Here is a 23809-nt window from a genome sequence, read left to right as displayed (position 1 = left end):
ACCACGCTAGGGACCCTGCGCATTAACAGCAAATGCAACTTTCGCAAGCGACGATTTACCGTGACGCAAGAGGCGGCCGTCCGCGGTCCGAGCCGGTCAGCGGCGCCGGGTGGTAGCGGATGTAGCGGCCCGGCTCCCCGAGCGCGGCCGCGGCCGCGTTGAGGCTCGCGGCCCGGAGGTCGGGCCAGCGGCCCGTCTCGATGCGGGATTCCAGGGCGTGCAACGCCGCCAGCGTCTCCGACGGCCGGAACGCGCAGTGCCCGGCCGCCTGCACGTAAGCCTGGCGCAGCAACGGTTCCCGGCCCGCCGAGCGCACCCGCTGGGCGTACCAGCTCTCCTGCTCGACCGGCACCAGGTGGTCCGCGGTGGTGTGGACGTTCAGCGAAGGCACGCGCAGCCGCCCGGTCGCCTGGGACGTGCGGGCGAGCGTCGCGACGGCCCGGGGGTCCGGGGTGACGTCCGCGTGGCGGGTCAGGTCGGCCAGGTCGGCGTCGAGGTCGAGACCCGCGGCGCGGTACAGCGCCCGCACCTGCCGGGCCAGCGGGCTGCCGGCCAGCAGGGCGCGGTAGTCCACGCCGCGGTTGGACGCGCTGTTGCCGCCGGCCGCCAGTTCGATCTGGTACCGGCCGGGCACCACGAACCCGAGCACGAACTGGGCCAGCGCCTGCTGCTGTTGCGCTTCCTGGCCCGCGTAATCGGCGGGCCCGGGCGGCGCGTCGCCGGTCAGCCACGGCGGCGTGTTCAGGAGCGCGGCCCCGAGCGCGACCCGGGCCCGGCCGGCCGCGCTGCCCTGCGCGTCGGTGACGAGCTTGGTCAGTGCCGCGCCCGCGGCGTTCGCTTCGTCGGCGCTCGCGTAACGGACCAGCTTCACCGGCTGGGCCGGGGCGAGCAGGCGGGACAGCGCGTATTCGCCGTCGAGCTGGTAGTCGTTCAGGTTCAGCGCGCCCGCGACCAGCCCGCACGTGGTCAGTGCGCCGTCGAGCCGTCGCGCGCCGGACTCGGCTTCGAGCGCGCTCACCAGGCCGCCCATCGACGTGCCCCACGCGATGGTCCGGCGGGGCTCGCCGATCTTCCGCACGAGCTCGTCCAGCGACGCGAACTGGTCACGCGGCGCGGCGGCGAGCGCCCACAGCGACGGCCCGCTGTAGGACGAGCCGATCAGCGCGTAGCCGTCCGCCAGCAGGGCCTGCGCGGTCGGCTGGTCGGGCGCGTTCTGCGCCACGAGCGGCCCGAAGCCGTGGCTGTAGAGGATCACGGTGCCGTTCCAGGACGCCGGCACGTCGGCCACCCAGCTCGCGCCGTCGGGCAGCTGCCCGGTGTAGTGCGCGGCGGTGGCGGCCTGCGCCGGGCTCCCCGCGGTGAGGCCGAACGCGGTCAGCGTCGCCGCGAAGAGCGCGCCGGTCCGGCGGAACCACCTGCTCATCCGAGGTTCCTCTCTCGCTCGGCGGCCGCGGGCACCTCGGCCACGGGGTGGAGTTCCCGGCGGTGGGTTTCCCGCAGCGCCAGCACGCAGACGGCGGACAGGACGCAGAACGCGGCGATGGTCCACGACACCGGGGTGGTCGAACCGCCGCCGTTGGCGCGCTGGAGCTCGGCGAAGATCAGCGGGGCGAACCCGGCGCCGAGGCCGGCGAGCTGGTAGCCCAGCGACGCGCCGGTGTAGCGGCTTTCGGTGTCGAACAGCTCGGAGTACAGGGCGGCCAGCGGCCCGTACATCATCGGGTGGAGCACGCCCTGGCCGATCACCAGCGCCAGGACCAGCAGCAGCCCGCTGCCGTCGCGGACCATCGGGAAGAGCAGGAACCCGAAGACGGCCATCGCGGCCGCACCGGCCAGGACGACCGGGCGGCGGCCGATCCGGTCGGACAGCGCCGACCACAGCAGGATCCCGGCCACCGCGCAGGCCGACGACAGGGTGAGCGCGTTGAGCACGTCCTGCCGCGGGTGCCCGTGCTGGACGCCGTAGGCGAGCACGAAGGTGGTCAGCGTGGCCTGGACGACGAACGCGGCGAGCCCGACGCCGACGCTCAGCAGCAGCACGCGCGGGTGGTCCCGCAGCACGGCGACGAGCGGCAGCCGCCGCCGTTCTTCCTTGCGGGCGGCCAGGAACGCCGGGGTTTCCTCGACGCGGGAGCGCACGAAAAGGCCGATCGCGAGCAGGACGATGCTGAGCAGGAACGGGATCCGCCAGCCCCACGCGAGGAAGTCCGCCTCGGAGGTCAGCGCGGCGGTGCCGGACATGACGAGCGTCGACACGACCATGCCGCTCGGTGCGCCCGCGTTGGTGAAGCCGGCCCACAGCCCGCGGCGCGACCGCGCGTGCTCGGCGGACATCAGCACGGCGCCGCCCCACTCGCCGCCGACCGCGACACCCTGGACGACGCGCAGCAGGACCAGGCCGAGCGGCGCGATCGGGCCGATCTGGCCGTAGCCGGGCAGCAGCCCGATGAGGAAGCTCGCGACGCCCATCAGCGTCATGGTCAGCACCAGCATCCGCTTGCGGCCCAGACGATCGCCGAAGTGGCCGAAGATCAGGCCGCCGAGCGGGCGGGCGAGGTAGCCGGTGGTGAACGTGCCGAAGCTGGCGACCGTGGCCAGTGCCGGATCGAGTTCGGCGAAGAAAACCTTGCCGAAGACCACCGCGCTCGCCGTGGCGTAGAGGAGGAAGTCGTAGTACTCGATGAGACTGCCGAGGAAGCTGGACGCGACCGCTCTGCGGAGCTGAGTGCTCATGGGGTTCACCCTCGTCTTCGGGGGCGGGGCACTGCGGAGGGGCAGGTTCGTCCGGGTGCGGACGACGGGGGAGCGGGTCCCAACGTTAGTCAGCAGCATGACGGCCGTCAACGATCTGCACAACATCAAGTGGCGGCCGTCCGGGTTACGCTGACGCCGTGACGCACTCCGCCGAGACCGGCTCCGGGCCCCGCCCGAAGTCCGTCATGCTCACGTTCTTGGGCATCCACCTGCTCGGCCGGTCGAGCGCGATCTATTCGGGCAGCGTGATCGACGTGTTCGGGCGCGTCGGCGTCTCGGAGGAGGCGGTCCGCTCGACGCTGACCCGCATGGCGGGCACCGGGTTGCTGACCCGCCACCGCCACGGGCGGAAGGTCTACTTCGGTCTGAGCGAGCGCCTCGCCGCGGTCCTGGAGGACGGCAGGCGCCGCATCTGGGAGACGGGCGCGGTCAACCGTTCCGAAGACGCCGGCTGGACGCTGGTCGGCTTTTCCCTCCCGGACACCCGCCGCGGCGATCGGCACGACCTGCGCCGCCAGCTGACGTGGGCGGGTTTCGGCCTGCTGCAGAACGGCTTGTGGGTGGCCCCCGGGGACCGTGACGTGACGGCGATCGTCGAGCAGCTCGGCCTGGACGGGCACGTGACGGTGTTCACGGCCCAGCCGGCGAAGCCGACGGAAGCGGCCTCGCTGGTGCGCAAGGCGTTCGACACGGCGACGATCGCGTCGCGCTACCACGACTTCCTGGACAAGTGGGACGGCGGGAAACCGTCCTTTCCGGACGATCTGACGCGCCAGCTGATGCTGCATTCGGACTGGCTGCACGTGGTCCGCCGCGATCCCCACCTGCCGGCGGGGCACCTGCCGGCGGACTGGCCGGCGATCGAGGCGGAAACGTTGTTCCGCAAGCTGGACGGCGACTACAGCGAAGGCGCGGCCCGGCTGGCCGAGGAGACGCTCGAACTGATGCCGACGGCGGGTCAGCCCGCCGGGTAGGCGTGCAGGCCCCGGCCGGTCTTGCGGCCCAGCCGTCCCGTCGCCACCAGCTCGGTCAGCAACCGGCACGGGCGGTACATCGGATTTCCGGTGCACTCCAGCAGCACCACCAAAGTGTCCAGGATGACGTCCAGCCCGATCAGGTCGGCCGTGCGCAGGGGGCCCATCGGGTGCCCGAAGCACTTCTCGAAAACCGAGTCCACCGTCGCCGCGTCCGCGATGCCGTCGCCGACCGTCGCCACCGCTTCGTTGATCGTGGCCATCAGGACGCGGTTGGCGACGAAGCCCGGGCCGTCGGCCACCACGATCGGCTGCTTGCCGAGGCCCGTCAGCACTTCGCCGGTCAACCGCAGGGTTTCCGCCGACGTCGCCGCCGTGCGGACCACCTCGACCGCGTCCTGCACCGGCGCCGGGTTCATGAAGTGGGTGCCGATGACCCGGTCCGCGCGCCCGGTCGCCGCCGCGAGGCGGGTGATCGGGATGGCCGACGTGCACGACGCCAGCACGGTCGCGGCGGGGCAGAGCCGGTCCAGCTCGGCGAACAGCTCCTCCTTCACCGCCGGCCGTTCCGTCGCGCACTCCACGACGAACTCGCTCCCGCCGAGTTCCTCGAGCGCGCCGGTCCAGCGGACCCGGACCGTGGCGGGCGGGCGCGCGCCGAGCAGGACCGCCATCCGCACGCCGTCCCGCAGCCGGGCCGGGCCGCGGTCCAGCGCCCCGGGGTCCGCGTCGGCGACGATCACCTCGTGCCCCGCCGCGGCGAAGCACTGCGCGACCCCCGTGCCCATCACCCCGGCCCCCACGACCCCGATCTTCACCGCTGCCTCCCGTCGACGATCCGGACGTGCCCCGGCCGCGGCGGTGGCGGCCGCCGGGGGTCGAAGACCAGCACCGGCCCGGCCGGCTCGAACCCGGCGAACCGCAGCGTCACCAGCATGATCCGGTTGGCCGCCGTCGGGACGAACCGGGCGACCGGCCGCCGTCCGCGCGCGAGGACGTCCCGCACGAGGTGGCCGAGCAGGACCGCGCCGATCCCGCGGTTGAGCACCCGGCACGACGTCAGCAGCAGCTCCAGGACGACGTCGGGACCGTCGTGGCGGAGCACGGCCAGCCCGACCGTCCCGTGCGCCCCGAACCGGTCGGTGACGTCGGCGACGAGCACCTCGTGGTCCGCGGACGCACACAGTTCGCGCAGCCGGACGGCGTCGAACGTGCGGCCGGTCGTGTTGAGCTGGTGGGTCCGGAGGGTGAGCTCGTGCGCCCGGGCGAAGTCGGCTTCGGTGGCGGGCCGCACGGTCATCGTCAGCTCGAGCGAGGCGAGGAAGTCGCTCGCCGGACCGGGGAACGCGCGTTCCGCCGCGGCCCGCGAACGTTCGGCGAGGTACCGGTGCCGACGGCGGCGTGACTCGGCGGTCACCAGCTCCGGGCGGAATTCGGCCAACTCCGCCAGCTCGCCGACCCGCTCGGCGGGGTAACAGCGGACCATCGGCAGCGCGGCGGCGACCTCGGCGCGCTCGGCGGGGTCGTTGTCGGCGAAGGCGATGGTGTCCAGGCCGATGTTCAGCTCCGCGGCGATGCGGCGGATCGCCGCGGACTTCTCGCCCCAGCCGACTTCGACCGCGCAGAACAGGTCCGCCAGCCCGTGCTCGGCCAGGTGCCCGCTGGCGCGGCGCAGCTCGCCGCGTCCGGCCACGGCGTGCAGGATCCCCCGCCGGTCGAGGGTGTGCAGGGCCTCGACCGCGGCGGGGAACGGCCGCGGCCGGTCGCCTTCGAGGACGACGCCGTCCCACAGCGTGTCGTCGAGGTCCCAGACCAGGCACTTGACCGTCTTCACGGCCGCCATCGCAGCGCGTACCCGCCGAGCTGCTGTTCGGCGACCTCGTCGGCGCCTTCGATGAGGCGCATGACCTTGGCGTCGCGGAAGAAGCGGCCGACTAGGCTGTCCTCGGCGCAGCCCGCCGCGCCGAGCACCTGGCCGGCCCGGTCGGCGACCGCGGCGGCCGCGCGGGCCGCCACGTACTTGGCCAGCACGGTGGCGGCCACCGCCTCCGGATCGCCGGCTTCCCGCAAAGCGGCCGCTCGGACGCACACCTCGCGCGCGGCGACGGCGTCGGCGAGGCACCGGCCGAGCAGGGCGCGCACGGCCTGGTGCTCCGCCAGCCGCACCCCGCCCTGCACGCGGTCGGCGGCGTGGCCCGCGGCCGCGTGCAGGCAGGCTTCCGCCATGCCGACACACCCCCAGGCGACGGTGAACCGGCCGTGGTCCAGCGCCGTCGCCGTGACGTGGGAGAGGCCGAAACCCGGTGGCGCGAGGAGGTTTTCCGCGGGCACGAGCACGCCGTCGAAGCGGACGTGGGCGAGCCGGGCGGCGCGCAGCCCCAGCTGCCCGCGCACCGGCTCGGCCGTGACACCCGGCCGCCCGGCTTCGACGAGCACGGTGACGGGACGGCCCGCGCAGGTGGCGAGGACCAGGAAGACGTCGGCGACCTGCCCGAAGGTGACCCACAGCTTGCGGCCCCGCAGGCGCACCTGCCCGGCCTCCTGGTCCGCGGACGTCGCCACGGCGGCCAGCTCGCTCCCGGCGCCGGCCTCGGTGGCCGCGAACCCGGCGAGGACGTCGCCGCGCGCGAGGGCGGGGAGCCAGTGCGCCCGCTGGGCGGCGGTGCCCCAGCGCCGGACGGCCGCGGTGACCATGCCCTGCACCGTGATCAGGGCCCGCAGCGCGCTGCACACGCCGCCGAAGTCGGCGCACAGCCGCCCGAGTTCCTCCGGCGGGCGGTCGGTGGCCAGGAAACCCGCGTGCGCCACGGCTTTGACGATTTCGGCGGGCAGGGCGCCGCGGGCGTCCCAGTCCGCCGCGTCCCGCCGCAGCCCGGCCGCGAAGGCGGCGGAGTCCATTGTGGTCACGGAGTTCGTTTCCGGAGCACGAAGGCGGTGACGCGGTTCATGGTCCGGAAGTTGTCGAGGTCGAGGTCTTCCACCGCGACTTCGATCCCGTACCGGCGTTCGACGTGCGCCACCAGTTCCAGGGCCATCAGGGAATTCACCAGCCCCAGCGCGAAGTAGTCCTCGTCGGGGCCGGGGGTGTTCCCGGCCGTCGCGGTGGCGAAGAACCCGGTGAGCTCGGCGAGGATCTCCTCGGCGGTGCTGTCCGCGTTCACGGGCTGCCGGCCTGCCACGCGCCCTCCTCCGAGTTTCTTCCCCCGTTCGAAGCTAACACGCTCCCGCGGCTCGCCGACGGCGCCGAACGGCGTAATCGCTTGCTCGCACTTCTCCCACTGTCCGCAATGGACGATCAAATTCCGTTGTGGTCAGCGGCAATCATGGACAGTGACGGCCGGTCCCTCGATCGGCGGCTTGCCGGGGCCGCGAAGCCGCTGGAAGTATCCGGAGTTCGGCACCGCCGGGATTTCCGGCACTGCTTCTGGGGAATGGCACTGCTTCTGGGGAATTCTGGGGATGACGACCACGACCGGACCACTGCACAGCGTGGGCGACCTGCTGGCCCACCAGGCGGCCCGTGCCCCCGCGCGAACGGCGGTGGCCGACGGCCGGACCCGGCTGAGCTACGCGGAGCTGGCCGCCCGCAGCGACGAAGCCGCCGCGCGCCTGGCCGGGCGCGGCGCCGGCCCGGAAAGCCGCGTCGGGCTCCTGGTCGAGCGCGGCGTGGACATGGTGGTGGCGCTGTTCGGCGTCCTGAAAGCGGGCGCGGCGTACGTCCCGCTGGAGCCGGCGCACCCGCCGCGGCACCGGGCCGCGCTGCTGGCCGACGCGGGGGTCACGCTGGTGCTGACCCAGCCGGACCTGGCGGGCGAGCTGCCGCCCGGGTGCGTACCGGTGTTCGTGACGGCGGACGGCGACCACCCGGCCGTCCCGAGGCCGCGCATCCGGCCGGACAACCTCGCGTACGTGCTGTACACGTCCGGCTCGACCGGACGGCCCCGCGGCGTGCTCGGCACGCACGGCGGGCTGCTCGGTCTCTTCGCCGCCCACCGCGCGGGTCTGTTCGCGACCACGGACGGGCGGTTGCGCGTGGCACTGACCGCCGCCCTGTCCTTCGACGCTTCCTGGGTTCCGCTCCTGTGGATGCTGGCCGGGCACGAACTGCACGTACTGGACAGGGCCGACCCGCGGGAGACCGTCGCCGCACTGGCCGCGGCGCGGCTCGACGTGCTCGACGTGACCCCGTCCCACCTGCGGATGCTGCTGCTCGCCGGCCTGCTCGACGGTCCCGCGCGGCCGCGGGTCGTCGTCATCGGGGGCGAGCCGGTCGAACCGGACCTCGTCGGCACCCTGCAGGCCGCCGGGATCCTGGTGCGGAACGCCTACGGCACCACCGAGACCACAGTGGACAGCCTGGTCGCCACCGCGGTGCCCGGAGACCGGCCGGTGCTGGGGCAGCCGCTGCCCGGGACGCGCGCGCAGGTGCTGGACGCCGAGCTGCGACCGGCCGCGGAAGGGGAACTCTGCCTGGCCGGGCCCGGGCTCGCGCGCGGCTACCTCGGCCGGCCCGGAGCCACCGCCGCCGCGTTCGTCGCCGATCCGGCCGGCCCGCCCGGCTCGCGGGTGTACCGCACCGGCGACCGCGTGCGCCGCCGGGACGACGGCCTGCTGGACTACCTCGGCCGGGCCGACGCCCAGGTCAAGATCCGCGGTGTCCGCGTCGACCCCGCCGACGCCGAAGCGGCTCTGCTGAGCCACCCCGGCTTGGCCGCCGCGGCGGTCGTGGCGAGCCGGAACGGCCGCGACGACCACTTGATCGCCTACGTCGTGCCGAAGGCCGCACCGGTGACCGGGCTGCGGGCGTACCTGCGGGCCCGCGTCCCGGACCACCTGGTCCCCGCGCTGTTCACCGAGCTGCCCGCCCTCCCGCTGACCGACGGCGGCAAGGTCGACCGGCGTGCCCTGCCCGAGCCCGGTCGTCGGCCCGGCGGCGCCGCGCCCCGCGGCCCGGCGGAGGAGCTGGTCGCCGGGGTCTGGCGCGAAGCGCTCGGCTCGGACCGCGTCGGAGCGGACGACGACTTCGTCGAGCTGGGCGGGGACTCGATCCTCGCCATGCGGGTGGCGGGCACGCTCAACCGGCGGCTGGGCACGGCGTTGCCCGCCCAGGCCGTCTTCGAGCACCGGACGGTCGCCGGGCTCGCCGCCGCCCTCGCCGCCGCCCACGCCGTCCGTGCCCCGGCGCGGACGGCGCCGGGGACCGCGCTGCCGCTGTCGTCCGGGCAGGAGCGGCTCTGGTTCCTCGACCAGCTCGCTCCGGGCGGCGCCGAGTACAACACCAGCGCGGGTTTCCGGCTGCGCGGCCCGTTGTCCGTCGATGCGCTGGCCGGTGCGCTGACCGCGCTGGCGGCACGCCACGAGTCGCTGCGCACCACGTTCCCCACGGTGGCGGGGCGGGGGGTCCAGGTCGTCGGGCCGCCCCCGCAGGTCCGACCGGACGTCCGCGCCGCCGACGACGTCGAGCGCGCGCTGCTCGCCGAGGTGCAGCGGCCCTTCGACCTCGCCCGCGGCCCGCTGTTCCGGGCGACGGTGTTCGTGCTGGGGGAGGAGGACCACCTGCTCGTGCTGGTGCTGCACCACATCGTCACCGACGGCTGGTCGATGGGCGTGCTCGCCGACGAGCTCGGCCGGCTGTACTCGGACCCGGCCGCCGAGCTGCCGCCGTTGCCGTTGCGCTACCCGGACTTCGCCGCCTGGCAGCGTGACCGGCTCGCCGGCCCGGAGCTCGACGACCGGATCGCTTATTGGGAGCGGCAGCTGTCCGCGGTGCCGGTGCTGGAACTGCCCACCGACCGGCCGCGGCCGGCGGTGCGCGGGACGGCGGGCGCGACCCACCGGTTCACCGTGCCCCCGGCCGTGACCGCCCGGCTGGCCGAACTCGGCCGCGAGCGCGGCGCCACGCTGTTCATGACCCTGATCGCGGCGGCGCAAGTGCTCTTCGCGCGCTACACCGGCCAGCGTGACATCGCGCTCGGCACGGTGACGGCCGGGCGGTCCTGGGAGGAGCTGGCGGGGCTGGTCGGGTTCTTCGTCAACACCGTCGTGATCCGGTCCCGCCTCGACGGCGACCCGTCGTTCACGGACTTCCTGACCGGGGTCCGCTCGACCGTGCTCGACGCGATGGCCCACGACGACGTCCCGTTCGGCCGGCTGGTCGAGCTGCTCGCCCCGGACCGCGACGCGAGCCGCTCACCGCTGGTGAACACCATGGTGGTGCTGCAGAACGCGCCCTCGGCGCTGCCGCGGCTCCGCGGCCTGGCGGTCGAGGAGTTCGACCTGCCCCGGCGGTCGGCGCCGTTCGACCTGACCCTGGAGTTCGAGCCGCGGGACGGCGGCCTGCGCACCACCGTCGAATACCGCACGGATCTCTTCGACGCGGACACGATCCGCAGGCTCGCCGAGAACCTCCTCGCCCTGCTCGAGGCGATCGCCGACGATCCGCGCCGGCGGCTGTCCCGGCTGTCCTTCCCGGCGCCCGCGCAACGGCGTGAGCTGCTGGCGGTGGGCCGGTCGGCGGCCGACGGGCCGGGGCTCACCGTGCTCGAAGTCTTCGCCGAACGCGTCCGCGAACGCCCGGACGCCCCCGCGGTGACGTGTGCCGGCACGGCGTTGACCTACCGCGAGCTGGACACCCGGGCCAACCGGCTCGCGCACGCCCTGATCGCGCACGGCGCCGGCCCGGACGTCCGGATCGGCCTGTGCGTGCCGCGGGGCATCGACGCGGTCACCGGCATGCTGGCCGTCCTGAAGGCCGGCGGCGCCTACGTCCCGCTCGACCCGCGCTACCCGGACGAGCGGTTGGCTTGGCTGCTGGCCGATTCCGGGGCCACGACGGTCCTCACGACCGGAGCCGTGCGGGACCGGGTGCCCCCGGGTACCCGCGTGGTGACCCCGGCCGACGCGCGCGGCCGGCCCGGTGGTGCCCCGCCGGTCCGGGCGCGGCCGGGCAACCTGGCCTGCGTGCTCTACACCTCCGGGTCGTCGGGCCGGCCGAAGGGCGTGCTGATCGAGCACCGGTCGGTGACCCGGCTGTGCGCCGACCCCTACGCCCGCCTCCGCCCCGAAGACGTCTCGACGCAGTACGCGCCGCTGTCGTTCGACGCCTCGACCCTGGAGATCTGGGGCGCGCTGCTGTCCGGCGCGCGGCTGGCGATCGACCCGGAGGACGTCCCGTCGGTCGAGGCCCTCGGCGCCTTCGTCCGCACCGAAGGCGTGACCGCGCTGTGGCTGACCGCGGGCATGTTCCACGAAGTGGCCGCGGCCGACCCCGGCGTGTTCGCCGGGCTGCGACGGCTGGTCTCCGGCGGGGACGTGCTCTCGCCGCAGCAGTGCGCGGCCGTCCTGGCTCGCTGCCCGGACCTGGAGCTGGTCAACGGCTACGGGCCCACCGAGGGCACGACGTTCACCGCCTGCCACCGGGTCCGGCCCGCCGACGCGGGGCGGCCGGTGCCGATCGGGCGGCCGATCACCGGGACGCGCTGCCTGGTGCTGGACCGCCACCTCGATCCGGTGCCGGCCGGGGTGCCCGGCGAGCTGTACGTCGGCGGGAGCGGCCTGGCCCGCGGGTACCTGGACCGGCCGGGCCTGACGGCCGACCGGTTCGTCGCCGACCCCTTCGGCGACGGCACCCGGCTGTACCGCACCGGGGACGTCGTGCGCTGGCGTCACGGCGAGGAGTGGGTGCTGGACTTCCTCGGCCGGTCCGACGACCAGGTCAAGATCCGCGGCTTCCGGATCGAGGTGGGCGAGGTCGAGGCGGCGCTGCGGCGGCACCCGGACGTCGCCGAGGCCGTCGTGGTGGCGCGGGAGGACACCCCCGGCCACAAGCGGCTGGCCGGGTACGTCGTCCCCCGGCGGCCGGTCGGGCCCGGCGCGCTGCGGGAGTTCCTCGGCCAGAGCCTGCCGGGCCACCTCGTCCCCGGGGCGCTCGTGCTGCTCGACCGGTTCCCGCTGACCCCGCAGGGCAAGGTCGACCGCCGGGCGCTGCCGTCGCCGCGGCCGCAGGCCACCCGGGCCCGCACCGCGCCCCGCGGCCCGGCGGAGGAGCTGCTGACGAGGGTGTGGGCCGAGGTGCTCCACGTGGACCACGTCGGGACGCAGGACAACTTCTTCGAGCTCGGCGGGGACTCGATCCTGGGCATCCAGGTGGTGGCACGGGCCCGGCAGCTCGGGCTGCGCCTGAGCGCGAAGGACGTCTTCCTCCGCCAGACTCCGGCCGAGCTGGCCGCGGCGGGGGTCTGGGCGGAACCGGCGGCCCGCGAGGCGCCCCGGCCGTCCGGCCCGGTGCCGCTGTCGCCGATCCAGCACTGGTTCTTCGAGACGGTCACCGAGCGGCCAGGCCACTTCAGCCAGTGGGTGTCGGCCGAGCTCACCGTCGACCACCCGGCGCTGCGGACCGCGGTCGAAGCGCTCGCCCGCCACCACGACGCGCTCCGGCTGCGCTTCCGCCGGGTCGATGGCTCCTGGCGGCAGGAGTACGCGGAAACCGTTGGGTCGGATACGTTCCGGGTCGGTCCCGTGTCCACTATGGACGTGTTCGAGCTGGACGGCGGGGCGCTGTTCACGGCGGTGCTCGACGGCTCGCGGCTGTACCTCATCGCCCACCACCTGGTCGTGGACGGTGTCTCGTGGCGGATCCTGCTGGCGGACCTGCGGACGGCCTACCGCGCGGCCCGGGCGGGGCAACCGGTGGAGCTGCCGCCGCGGACCACGTCGTTCGGCGACTGGTCGCGGCGGCTGGCCGCGCACGCGGCGGCGGGCGGGTTCGACGCGGGACTCGCGCACTGGCGGCGCCCGGCGGCGGGCGCCGCGCCCGACGGCGACCCGGCCCCGCAGCGCACGGTGACCGTGCGGCTCGCGGCGGGTGACACGGCGGCGCTGCTGCGCGACACCCCGGCGGCGTACCGCACCCGGATCGACGAGGTGCTGGTCAGCGCGCTCGGCCGGGTCCTCGCCGGCTGGACGGGACACGACCGGGTACTGCTGGAACTGGAGGGCCACGGCCGCGAGGACGTCTTCGACGACGTGGACCTGTCCCGGACGGTGGGCTGGTTCACGACGCTGTACCCGTGCCCGGTGGAGATCCCGCGCGAGGGCGGCTGGGGCGCGGTGCTGAAGTCGGTGAAGGAATGCCTGCGCGCGACCCCGGACCGCGGCCTGGGGTACGGCGCACTGCGGTACCTGGCCCAGGCGGAGCTGCCGGAAGCCCGACCGGCGGCGGCGTTCAACTACCTGGGCCGCTTCGACCTCGGCGACGACGAGCCCGCGTCCTCGGCCATCCGGCTGAGCCGCGCCCCGCACGTCACCGGCACCGCCCGCCTCGACGTCACCGCGGCCGTCACCAGCGACGGCGAACTCGAATTCGAGTGGACGTACTCGCCCGGCGCCCACGAACCCGGCACCGTCACCCGTCTCGCCGCCGAAGTGCTCGAAGCACTCCGGGAAATCACCGCCCACTGCGCCGAGCCGGGGGCCGGCGGCCGCACGCCGTCCGATTTCCCGCTCGCCGTCGCCACCCAGGCCGAACTCGACCGGCTCCTCGGCGACGGCCGCGACGTCGAGGACGTCTACCCGCTCACCCCGATGCAGGCCGGGATGCTGTTCCACAGCCTGTCGGAACCGGGCACCTACCTCGAGCAGGTCTGCTTCACGCTGAGCGGCGTCGACGACCCGGCCGCCCTGGAGCGCGCCTGGCGGCGAACGGTCGAGGACATCCCCGCCCTGCGCACCGCGGTCCGCTGGACCGGTGTCCGCGAACCGGTGCAGGTGGTGCACCGGGCCGTCACCCTGCCGGTGACCGTGCACGACGGACGCTCGCCGGACGAAGCCGAACTGCTCGCCGCCGACCGCGAAGCCGGGCTGGACCCGGCCGCACCCCCGCTGATGCGGGTCACCCTGATCCGGCTGGGTGGCACCCGGATCCGGACGCTGTGGACCTTCCACCACGTGATCCTCGACGGCTGGAGCGTCTTCGAGGTGCTGACCGACGTCCTCGCGCACCTGTCCGGGCAGCCCGTCAAGCGGCGGCGCCCGTTCGCCGACCACCTCGCGTGGCTGGCCCGCCAGGACGCCACGGCGGCCGAAACCCACTGGCGCAAGGCCCTTTCCGGCCTCGTCCCGACCCGGCTGCCGTACGACCGCCCACCCGGCCGCGCCCACCGCACGCGCTCGACGTCCACAGTGGATCGTCAACTGTCCGTAGAGGACTCGGCGTGCCTGGCGGCCTTCGCCCGGCGCCACCGGCTGACGGTCAACGCCGTGGTGCAGGGCTCGTGGGCGCGGCTGCTCGCCCGCCACGGCGGCGAGGCGGACGTCTGCTTCGGCGCGGTCGTCTCCGGCCGCCCGCCCGAGCTGCCCGGGGTGGCCGCGATCGTCGGGATGTTCGTCAACACGGTGCCGGTCCGCGTCACGGTCGCGGAAGCGGAGGACCGGCCGGGCTGGTTCCGGCGCCTGCAGGCCGAGCAGGCCGAGGCGCGCCGGTTCGGGCACGTCTCACTGGCCGCGCTGCGCCGCTGGAGCGGGCTGCCCGCGCGGGTGAGTCTTTTCGACAGCATCGTGGTGTTCGAGAACTACCCGTTCGACCGCGGCGCCCTGGCCGCCCGCGGCCTGCACCTCGCGGAGCTGACGGCGGTCGAAGTGACGAACTACCCGCTCGCCCTCATCGCCCACGGCAGCACCCGCGAAGCCGAGCCGTTGACCCTGCGGCTCGGCTACGACCCGGCCCTGTTCGACAACGGCACGGCCGAGGCACTCGGCGACGAACTCGTGGACCTGCTCAGGGAACCGGCCGCCGGGCCCACCCCGCCCGGGCCGGTGACCGGTGGGCCTGATGGACCGGCCGCACCGCTCGTGCCGGTGGTCGGTGGGTCCGGTGGACCGGCTGCGCCGCCGACCCCGCTCGTGCCGGTGACCGGCGGCCCCGGTGAACCGCCCGCACCGCCGACCCCGCTCGTGCCGGTGGTGGGTGGGTCTGGTGGACCGGCTGCGTCGCCGACCGCGCTCGTGCCGGTGGTGGGTGGGTCCGGTGAACCGCCCGCACCGCCCACTCCGCTCGCGCCGGTGACCGGCGGCCCCAGTGAACCGCCCGCACCGCCGACCCCGCTCGCACCGGCGACCGGCGAGCTCGGCGAACCGCCCGCACCACCCCAAGCCCGCCCGCCAGAGCCCACCCCAACCGGCGACCACCCGCCCGCGCAGTTCCTCCCGCCGAGCCCGGCCGACGCCGAGCCGGCCTACCGCGCCCCCCGCACCGCCACCGAACGGGCGCTGAGCCGGATCTGGGCCGAGGTGCTCGCGGTCGACCGGGTCGGCGTCGACGACGACTTCTTCGCCCTCGGTGGCGATTCGCTGCTGTGCCTGCGGGTCACCGCCCGGCTGCGCGCGGACTTCGGTGCGTCGCTGCCGCCGCGGGCGCTGTTCGACAACCCCACCGTCGGTGCGCTGGCCCTGATGCTGGAACACCCGACCCTCGCGGCACTCGGCCGGGCGGTCGACCGCGGCCTGAACCCGCCGCGGGACTACGAGCTCTAGGAGGCCGGAGCCGGTGCGCAACGACGACGTGGCGATCATCGGGGTGTCCGCCCTGCTGCCGGGCGCCCACGGGCTGGACGCCGTCCACGACCTGCTCGCCGACGGCCGTGACGTGGTCGGCCAGCCCGATCCGGACCGGTTGCGGGAGAACGGCTTCGCGCCCGGGCCCGGCTACCTGCCGATGGGCTACCTCGACCGGATCGACCGCTTCGACCACCGCTTCTTCGGCGTGCCGCCGGCCGAGGCCACCTGGATGGACCCGCACCAGCGGCTCATCCTGCAGCTCGCCCACGAAGCCCTCGAAAACGCCTGCTACGCGCCCCGAGCCCTGCGCGGGTCGCGCACCGCCGTCGTGCTCGGGAGCTCGCGGTCGGACTACGAAGACCTCTTCGACGAAGAAGACCCGCAGCAGATCCTCGGCATCATCGGGGCGGCCCTCGCGGCGCGGATCAGCTACCGCCACGACTTCACCGGGCCCGCGCTCGTCCTCGACACCGCGTGCAGCGGCAGTCTCGTCGCGGTCGCCCACGCCGTCGCGCTGCTGCGCAGCGGGGCCGCGGACCTCGCGCTGGCGGGCGGCATCAGCGTGCGGCCGGTGCCGATCCGCGAAGCCGGGCACGTGCCGGTCCGCGGTGTCGAGTCGCCCGAGGGCCGGTGCCGTCCCTTCGACGAGAAGGCCATCGGTGCGGTCGGCGGCGAGGGCGGCGGGATCGTCGTGCTCAAGCCGCTGCCCGCCGCGCTCGCCGACGGCGATCACGTGCACGCCGTGCTGAAGGGCATCGCGGTCAACCACAACGGCTACCGGATGGCCAGCATGAGCGCCCCGAGCCGCGCGGCGCAGACCGAGGTCGTCACCGCGGCCTGGCGCGATGCCGGTGTCGATCCCGCCACCGTCGGGTACGTCGAGTGCCACGGCTCGGCCACCCCGCTCGGCGACGTCGTCGAAGTCGAGGCCCTCCGCCAGGCGTTCCTCGACGCCGGCGTCACGACGCCGTCCTGCGCGATCGGCTCGATCAAGGGCAACATCGGGCACCTGGACAACGCGGCCGGGGTGGCCGGGCTGGTCAAGGTGCTGCTCAGTGTGCGGCGCGGCGTCCGCTACCCGACCGCGCACTTCGAAACGCCCAACCCGCTGATCGACTTCGACGGCCCGGTGCGGGTCAACCCCGCCTTCGGCCCGTGGGAGGGCGACGCGCCCCGCCGCGCGGGCCTGAGTTCGTTCGGGCTGACCGGGACCAACGTGCACGCCGTCGTCGAGCAGGCCCCGCCGCTTCCGGTACCCGCCGGACCGGACGGGGCCGCGCACCTGGTGACGGTGTCGGCGAAGACGGCGTCCGCACTGGCCCGCTACCGCGACGAGCTCGCGGTGTTCGCCGAGGAGAGCGGGCACGGCGTGCTCGCCATCGGCCACGCCATGAACCGGGGCCGCGACGACCACCCCTTCCGGCTGGCCGTGGTCGCCGACGAGCCCGGCACGCTCGCGGCGGACCTGCGGTCGGCCGCGGTCCCGGACGCGCCCGCCGCGGACGACCCGCCGGTGGTGCTCCTGTTCTCCGGCGACGGCGGGGTCGAGCCCGGGCTCTGGGCGCAGCTGTGTGCGGCGTGGCCGGTGCTCGGCGACACCCCGCTGCCCGAGCGGCCCGGTCCCCGGCTGGTCGCCGTCCACCACGCCCTCCACCGGCTCGCCCGGTCGCTGGGCATCCCCGACACCCACCTCGTCGGTTCGGGCGCGGGCAACCTGTCGGTGCGGATCGCGCGCGGCGAACTGTCCTTGGAGGACGGCCTGGCCGCGGCGGCGGACCGGCCGGTCGGGGCCACGCTCGACTCCGGACGGCTGGCCGAGGCGGTGCGCGGGTTCGTCCGCGACGGCGCGGTGCTGGTCGAGCTCGGCACCGGCGGCGTGCTCTCGCGGACGATGCGCCGCCTGGCGCCCGGGCTCGGCTGCGTCGAACTGATCGCCGGCGCCGGACGGCGGGCGGTGCTGCGGCGGGTGGCGTCGCTGTACCGGCTCGGCGTCCGGCTCGACTGGGACCGCCACTACGCCGACGCCGTGGTGCCGCGGATCGAAGCGCCGGCGTACCCGCTGGAGAGCGTCCGCTGCTGGTGCCGTCCGCCGGGCGCGCCCGCCGCCGAAGCCCGCGCCCCGCAGCCGCCACCGGCGGACGTGTCCGATGTGGACACCGAACGCCGGGTCGCCGAGGTCTGGGCCCGCGCTCTCGGCGAGGACCGGCTCGCCGGGGAGTCGGACTACTTCGCCCTCGGCGGGACGTCGATCGCGGCGATCACCGCGTTGCGCATGATGGAACGCGACTTCGGCGTCGACCTGACGTTCGCCGACCTGTACGCCCACCCGACCGTGCGGGCCTTCGCCGCGCGCATCGAGGCGGTGCGGGCCGAGCGCGGCCCGGCCACCGACCGGCCCGCCGTCGAGGTGCTGCCGCGCGGCGGCCCGCTGCCGCTCTCGGCCGGCCAGGAACAACTCTGGTACCTGGACCGGCTGAACCCCGGCAGCGCGCTCTACAACATCCCGCACGACCTGCGCCTGTCCGGCCCCCTCGACGAAACCGCGCTCGCCGGCGCGGTGCACGACCTGTTCGACCGGCACGAGGTGCTGCGCACCTGCATCCCCGACGACGAGGGCGTGCCGTTCGCCCGGCTCGCCGACCCCGGCCCCCGGCTGGTCGTGCACGACCTCGCCGCGCTGCCCGAAGCCGACCGGCTCGCGGCCGCGCACGAGCTGGCCGGCCAGGAGGCCGTCCGCCCGTTCGACCTGGCCACCGGCCCGCTGGTCCGGGTCACCCTGCTGCGCCTGGCCGCCGACGACCACGTCCTGCTCTGGACCTACCACCACATCGTCTTCGACGGCTGGTCGCCGACGGTCTTCTTCCGCGACTTCACCGAGCTCTACCAGGCCCAGCTGGCCGGTCGGGCCGCGGAGCTGCCGGACCTGCCCTTCCAGTTCGCCGACTTCGCGGCCTGGCAGCGCAAGCGGCTGACCGGGGCGGCCCTCGAGCACGGCCTGCGGTTCTGGCGCGCCGAGCTGGCCGGGCTGCCCACCGCGCAGCTGCCGCTGGACCGGCCGCGCCCGGCGGCGCAGACCTTCGACGGCGGTCTCGTGGAGTTCACCGTCGCCGAACCGGCGGCCGAGGCGGCCCGCCGGTTCAGCCGCGAACACGGCGTGACGACGTTCGTCACGATGCTGGCGCTGGTCGACGCGCTGCTGCACCGCTGGGCCGGGTTCACCGACGTCGTGGTCGGGGTGGCCACGTCCGGCCGGACGCACCCGGCGACGCACGACCTCATGGGGTACTTCAACAACCTGCCGCCGTTCCGGACCCGGGTCGAGGGAACGCTGTCGTTCACCGGCCTGGTCCGGCGCTGCGCGGACACCGTCGCGCAGGTCCTCGACCACGAGGAGATCCCGCTGGAGAAGATCGTCTCGGCGGTCTGCGGGCCGCGCGAGCCCGGCCGCCAGCCGCTGTTCGACGTCGCCTACACCTACCAGAACGTCCCGCAGGACACCGCCGAGCTCGGCGGCCTCGGCTGCTCCCGGTTCTCCGAAAGCGGAACGGTCGCGGGCATCGCGCCGGGCACCGCGAAGTTCGACCTCACCGTCGGCGTCATCGACCAGCAGGACGGGCCGATGGACGGCTACTTCGAGTACGCGACGGCGTTGTTCGACCGGGAGACGGCGGCCGCGCTCGCCCGCCTGCTGCCCGGCTTGCTCGACGCCGTGCTGCGCGAACCCGACCGCCCGCTGGGCGAACTCCCGGCCGTCGCCGGCGAGCCGAAGCCCGCCCCCACCCACCGGGAGCCCGTCGTGACCTCGTATTCCACTGTGGACAGCGAACCGATCGCCCGCGCCGAGCACGTCCTCACCGCGATCTGCGCGGACCTGCTCACCGGCGGCCCGGTTTCGCCGAAGGACAACTTCTTCGACCTCGGCGGCGATTCGGTCCTCGGCGTGCGGGTGGCCGCGCGGGCGGCGAAGGACGGCGTCCACTTCACCCCGCAGCAGCTGCTGCAGTGCCGCACCCTGGCCGAGCTGGCGCGGGCCGCGGTCGTCGACGGCCCCGCCGCGGCGCCACCGGAAGTCCCGGCCACCGAGCCGCTCCGGGCGATCCCGCCGACCCCGATCATGCTCAGCTTCCTGCGCCGGATGCCCGACGATGTCGGCGACTTCGTCGACGTCCACACGGTGGAGACCACGCCCGAAGTCGCCCCGGCCGCGATCCGGACGGCGATCGGGCACCTGCTGACGCTGCACGAACCGCTGCGCTACCGGTTGCGGCGCAACGCCTTGGGCGCGCGGCTGGAGGTCGCGGACCTCACCGTGGCAGACGTGTTCGACACGAAGGTGCTGCCGCCGCTGGGCCGCGAGGAGGAGCTCGGCATCGTCGCGGACGACTGCCAGGCGATGAAGGCGGAGATGGACCCCGCCCGCGGACCGCTGTTCCGCGTCCGCCACTACGACCGCGGCCGGGCCCGCGGCGGCCTGCTCGTGCTGCTGGTCAACCACTTCGTCTTCGACAACATGTCCACCGTGGTCGTCCTCGACGACCTCGACGTGCTGCTCGGCGACCTCACGGCGGGCCGCACCCCGGTGCTCGTCCCGCGCCCGCCGCGGTGGCGCGAGTGGGCCGAGCATCTCCGGGCGATGGCGGCCTCCGACGAGCTCGCGGGGGAACTGACCTACTGGACGGCGACGCTGCGGGCGGGCGCGGCGGCCGGCACGATCGGCGGCTCGCCCGGCGACGGCATCACCGCCCGGACCCTCGACGACCCGGCGGTGGCGACCCTGCTCTCGGCCGGCGGCGCCGAGGGCCGGGAGGCGGCGTTGTGCGCGGTCTCCTGCGGACTGGCCCGGTGGCAGGACGCGCCGAGCGCGTTCGTGATGACCGAGGGGGAGGCCACGCCCAACCCGTTCCGGCTGGCCGGCCGCGGCCCGTCGGTGGGCTGGTTCACCACCCTGCACCCGCTGGTGCTGCCGGTCGGCCCGGGCGCCACGGCCCGCGACTGCCTGGCCGAGATCACCGACCGCGCGCGGTCGGTGCCGAACGACGGCGTCGGCTACGGGATGCTGCGCCACCTCTCGCCGGACTCACCGGGGACAGCGGAGCTGCGGGCGTTGCCCGAACCGGAGGTCCTCGTGCTGCACGGGCCGAGCGACACCTCCGCGTTCGACTCCGGCGTCCGCCTGCTGCGCACGCGCTGGGACCTGTCGGTGAACCTCAAGCGCGCGGTTGCGTCCTGGTTCCCGCTGGTCGTGACCAGCGCGGTGCGGGACGGCGCGCTACGGCTGGCCGTGGCCGGCGGCGTCGGCGAAGACCGCCTGGACGCGCTCGCCGACGAGATCGTGGCCGCCTTCACCGAGCTGCCGTGATCGCGCTCGCCGCCTCGGCGTGGTACCTGCCGGAAATGTGCATCGCCGTGGCCGGGCTGCCCGAACTGGCCACGCTGTCCGAGACCGAACGCGCGACCTGCGCCGCACTCGGCATCGACCGGGTCCCGGCCGACGACACGCTGACCGCGGCCGAACTCGCCGCCCGCGCCGGCCGGCGCGCCCTGGCCACGGCCGGCCTCGACGCCCGGGACGTCGACGTCGTCCTGACCGTGGAGCCGCGGGCGCCGCAGACCCTGGTCAGCTCGGAAGCCACCCGGCTGCAGGCCATGCTCGGCGCCGGCCGGGCGATGGCGTTTTCGGTCGGCGGCCTCGGCTGCGCGTCGCTCACCCCGGCCCTGCTCGCCGCGGCCGGGCTGCTGCGCACCGACCCGGACCTGGCGAACGTGCTCGTCCTGCACGGGAGCAAGCCCGCGACTCCCGGGCGCTACCGCCACCCCGTCACGGTCAACGGCGACAGCGGCGGCGCGCTTCTGCTGCGGCGCCGGGGAGATCTCCGGATCCGGGACATCCTGCTGGAGACGAACGGCGCCTACGCGGACCTCTTCCGCGTCGAGTACCGCGACGAGGAGTTCGCGCGCTGGCGGGAGGAGTGCACCGACCCGGCGGCCTATTCGTTCCGGCTGGCGGTGGAGACCCGCAACCGGCTGCGCGACCTGCTCGCCCGGCTCCTCGGCCGCAACGGCCTGACCCCCGGCGACGTCCCGTGCTACCTCACCCAGAACCTGTCCACGGCCGCGTTCCGGAACTGGTCGGAAGCGATGGGCGTCCCGATCGCGAAGGCGTGCTTCGGCAACCTGGCCCGCTACGGCCACCTCGGGCCCAACGACGTCTTCTTCAACCTCGCGAGCGCCCGGGAAACCGGGGAGTTCGACGGCCGCGCGGTGCTGCTCAACATCAGCCCGGCCGCGGCCTGGAGCGCGCTGCTGGTCACCACCGAAGCCGCGACGGCCCACGAACTGTGAAGCCCGGGGCGGGCGAGGAGAGCCCGCCCCGGGTGGTGCACCGGATCAGGCCCGGCAGGGGTTGCCCGCCGGGTGCGCGGCGGTGCCGTGCACGTCGGCCTGGGACTTCGCCAGCACGATCTTCGCCAGCGGGGTTTCCAGCGTGACCGCCTGCTGCTTCACGACGCCGTTCGCGATGGTCTGGCCGTTCAGCTTCAGCGAGCCGATGACCAGCGCGATGGTCACCGGCGCCGAGCCGACCGTGACCGGGACGCCGTTGATCTTCAGCGAAGCGACGCTCGAGCTGCCGGTGAGCGCCGGGGCGAGCCCGCCGGAGGTCGGCTGGCAGGTCGCCGCCGCCTGCGACTGGATCACGCCCAGTTCGACGGTCAGCCCGACGGTGCTGATCACCGTCCGGTCGATCCGGGCCGCGGCCTGCGCGTGGTCACCGGCCGCCGGCGCCGCGGACTGGTCGTCCGGGCTCAGGTCGGTCGACGCGGTCAGCGCGTGGGTCTCCACCTTGATCAGGCCGGCGTTGAGCGTCGCGTCGAGGACGGACTTGCTGTCGTCGGCGCAGGGCAGGTTCGCCGGGTTCGCCACGGCCGCGGTGATGCCGATGACGTTCGCGGCGGTACCGGTGCAGGAGAACGTGCCGTCGCGGTCGTCGTCGACGATCGTGCCGACGCCGGTGGGGTCGACCAGGCCGGCGCCGACCGGGTTCGAGAGCGTCACGGTGAACGTCTCGTCCGGCTCGTCGACGGTGTCCGGGTTGACCAGCACGGTCACCGGCTTGGCCGTTTCGCCGGGCGCGAAGGTCACGTCACCGCCGGCGGCCTGGTAGTCGGCCGGTGCGGTGGCGGTGCCGTCGGCGGTGGCGTAGTGGACCGTCACCGGGGTCGGACCGGCGCCGCCGAGCAGCGACACGGTGAAGGTGGCCGGCACCGGCGCGCCGCCGGAGCCTTCGGCCACCGTGACGTCGTTGATGCTCAGCCCGAGCACGCGCACGGTCGTCGTCTCGACGTACCCGCGGGACACGCCGTCGACGAGGTAGTCGACCGTGCAGTGGTAGGTACCGGGCGCGGCGTCGGCCGCCGCGGCGACGGTCTCGGTGAACGTGGCGACTTCCCCGCTGGGCACCTTGACGCTCGCCGGGTCGTTGGTCAGCGTCAGCTGCGGGTCGCAGGTGGTGACCTTCGGCGCCACCGTGACCTCGATGGACTTGATGCCGTCGAGGATCGCCTGCGACACCTGGTTCGACGGCACGTTGTTCAGCAGCACGCCGCCGGTGGCCGTGGCGATGGCGCTCGCCTGGCCGTCGGCGTCCAGCGCACCGACGTTGACCGCGACGACGCGGATCTTCGCCGCCTTGAGGGCGTCGATGGTCTGGGCCAGGCTGTGCCCACCGCTGGGGTCGTGCGAGGGCGCGTCGCCGAACCAGGCGATGATGCGGGTGCCGTCCGGCCGGAAGGTGACGGCGCCGCTGGCCAGTTCGTAGAGGGCGTTGAGGTCGGCTTCGGGGAAATCGTCGCCGCCGGACGCGGCCCACTGGTTGATACCGGCCTGGACGGCGGCGGTGTCGCCGGTGATGCCCTGGTTGACCTTGAAGGGCACGGGGTCGGTGAAGTCCTTGTACTCGGCCACGCCGAACCGGGCGGTCGGCTGGGCGGCGAGCACGTCACCGGTGATGGCGTCGGCATTGTTCCGGACGTTGGTGATCGCGCCGCTCATGCTGCCGGTGGTGTCGGCGAGCAGGACGAGGTCGGGGTTCGGGGGGACGGCGGAGGTGGTGACGTGCTTGGTGACGGTGGTGCTCTGCCCGGCGGGGAGTGTGAGGTCGACGGTGGCCGGATCGACCCCGGGCGGCGCCGCGGCCGCGACCGCGGCCGGGGTGAGCAAAGCACTGACCGTGGTCAGCGCGACGAACAAGGATCTCCGCGACATGGACTTCCTTTCCGAAGGCCGGATTACTGCGGGTTGCCTCGGGAAGACGGAACAGCCGGGATTTCGTTAGCGGGTGCGGAAAACGTCACTCGGAGCGCCCTGTGTCAAGGCGCTCAACGGGGTACGGCGGGGTTTCCGGGCTACGCAGACCATGGCCGGACTGGGCCGGAACACCGACCACCGCCGGGCAAGGTTCACTCGATCCAGCGAGGAACCGGGGCCGGCTCGGCACGATCGGTTCCGGGTGTCCGGCCCCGGCGCGGGGT

Annotated in this window: 11 protein-coding genes; 4 read left to right on the top strand and 7 right to left on the bottom strand. The window is 74.6% G+C overall.

All coding sequences use genetic code 11. The features are described 5' to 3' along the window. Positions 1 to 55: 55 nt before the first annotated feature. On the bottom strand, positions 56 to 1423 hold the full coding sequence (locus ACLJPY_RS19105; RefSeq protein ID WP_410590187.1) for an alpha/beta hydrolase: 1368 nt from the start codon (positions 1421 to 1423) through the stop codon (positions 56 to 58). Next, positions 1420 to 2733 (bottom strand): MFS transporter, encoded by a 1314-nt coding sequence (locus tag ACLJPY_RS19100; RefSeq protein WP_410590186.1) that lies wholly within the window; start codon positions 2731 to 2733, stop codon positions 1420 to 1422. Before ACLJPY_RS19100 ends, ACLJPY_RS19105 begins: the two co-directional genes overlap by 4 nt. Before the next feature lie 158 nt (positions 2734 to 2891). Here ACLJPY_RS19100 and ACLJPY_RS19095 point away from each other — a divergent pair, with 158 nt between their 5' ends. Beyond that, positions 2892 to 3728 (top strand): PaaX family transcriptional regulator C-terminal domain-containing protein, encoded by an 837-nt coding sequence (locus ACLJPY_RS19095; RefSeq protein WP_410590184.1) that lies wholly within the window; start codon positions 2892 to 2894, stop codon positions 3726 to 3728. Here ACLJPY_RS19095 and ACLJPY_RS19090 read toward each other — a convergent pair. From ACLJPY_RS19090 to ACLJPY_RS19075, 4 genes are read right to left on the bottom strand one after another with little or no spacing between them, the layout of a single operon-like run. Further along, on the bottom strand, positions 3713 to 4546 hold the full coding sequence (locus ACLJPY_RS19090) for a 3-hydroxyacyl-CoA dehydrogenase family protein (protein WP_410590182.1): 834 nt from the start codon (positions 4544 to 4546) through the stop codon (positions 3713 to 3715). The two genes, ACLJPY_RS19095 and ACLJPY_RS19090, sit on opposite strands and share 16 nt — an antisense overlap. Beyond that, positions 4543 to 5571, bottom strand: a complete 1029-nt coding sequence (locus ACLJPY_RS19085) for an HAD-IIIC family phosphatase (RefSeq protein WP_410590181.1) — start codon at positions 5569 to 5571, stop codon at positions 4543 to 4545. Before ACLJPY_RS19085 ends, ACLJPY_RS19090 begins: the two co-directional genes overlap by 4 nt. Then, a complete protein-coding gene (locus ACLJPY_RS19080) occupies positions 5559 to 6626 on the bottom strand; it encodes an acyl-CoA dehydrogenase family protein (protein ID WP_410590587.1) in 1068 nt (355 codons plus the stop codon). The genes ACLJPY_RS19085 and ACLJPY_RS19080 overlap by 13 nt, the downstream gene beginning before the upstream one ends. A 5-nt stretch (positions 6627 to 6631) precedes the next feature. Continuing rightward, positions 6632 to 6907 (bottom strand): acyl carrier protein, encoded by a 276-nt coding sequence (locus tag ACLJPY_RS19075; RefSeq protein WP_410590179.1) that lies wholly within the window; start codon positions 6905 to 6907, stop codon positions 6632 to 6634. A gap of 280 nt (positions 6908 to 7187) precedes the next feature. Between ACLJPY_RS19075 and ACLJPY_RS19070 the strand changes: the two genes are divergently transcribed. The 3 genes from ACLJPY_RS19070 to ACLJPY_RS19060 are packed head-to-tail and all read left to right on the top strand — an operon-like array spanning position 7188 to position 21623. Then, a complete protein-coding gene (locus tag ACLJPY_RS19070) occupies positions 7188 to 15257 on the top strand; it encodes an amino acid adenylation domain-containing protein (protein ID WP_410590178.1) in 8070 nt (2689 codons plus the stop codon). Between the two features lie 13 nt (positions 15258 to 15270). Beyond that, a complete protein-coding gene (locus tag ACLJPY_RS19065) occupies positions 15271 to 20640 on the top strand; it encodes a condensation domain-containing protein (protein ID WP_410590176.1) in 5370 nt (1789 codons plus the stop codon). Further along, a complete protein-coding gene (locus tag ACLJPY_RS19060) occupies positions 20637 to 21623 on the top strand; it encodes a 3-oxoacyl-ACP synthase (protein WP_410590174.1) in 987 nt (328 codons plus the stop codon). Before ACLJPY_RS19065 ends, ACLJPY_RS19060 begins: the two co-directional genes overlap by 4 nt. A 45-nt stretch (positions 21624 to 21668) precedes the next feature. On the opposite strand, the gene ACLJPY_RS19055 is transcribed toward ACLJPY_RS19060, so the two are convergent. Next, positions 21669 to 23543, bottom strand: coding sequence for a Calx-beta domain-containing protein (locus ACLJPY_RS19055; RefSeq protein WP_410590173.1), 1875 nt, complete (start codon positions 23541 to 23543; stop codon positions 21669 to 21671). Positions 23544 to 23809: the final 266 nt, after the last annotated feature.

Source organism: Amycolatopsis sp. lyj-23 (genome assembly GCF_046549135.1).
Lineage (GTDB): Bacteria > Actinomycetota > Actinomycetes > Mycobacteriales > Pseudonocardiaceae > Amycolatopsis.
The sequence above is the reverse complement of the archived record's forward strand: the minus strand, read 5'-3'. Positions and strand labels throughout refer to the sequence as shown.

Coding starts and splice junctions, on each gene's coding strand:
- ACLJPY_RS19105 (WP_410590187.1), bottom strand. CDS start 1,423: ATGAGCAGGTGGTTCCGCCGGACCGGCGCGCTCTTCGCGGCGACGCTG.
- ACLJPY_RS19100 (WP_410590186.1), bottom strand. CDS start 2,733: ATGAGCACTCAGCTCCGCAGAGCGGTCGCGTCCAGCTTCCTCGGCAGT.
- ACLJPY_RS19085 (WP_410590181.1), bottom strand. CDS start 5,571: ATGGCGGCCGTGAAGACGGTCAAGTGCCTGGTCTGGGACCTCGACGAC.
- ACLJPY_RS19080 (WP_410590587.1), bottom strand. CDS start 6,626: ATGGACTCCGCCGCCTTCGCGGCCGGGCTGCGGCGGGACGCGGCGGAC.
- ACLJPY_RS19070 (WP_410590178.1), top strand. CDS start 7,188: ATGACGACCACGACCGGACCACTGCACAGCGTGGGCGACCTGCTGGCC.
- ACLJPY_RS19055 (WP_410590173.1), bottom strand. CDS start 23,543: ATGTCGCGGAGATCCTTGTTCGTCGCGCTGACCACGGTCAGTGCTTTG.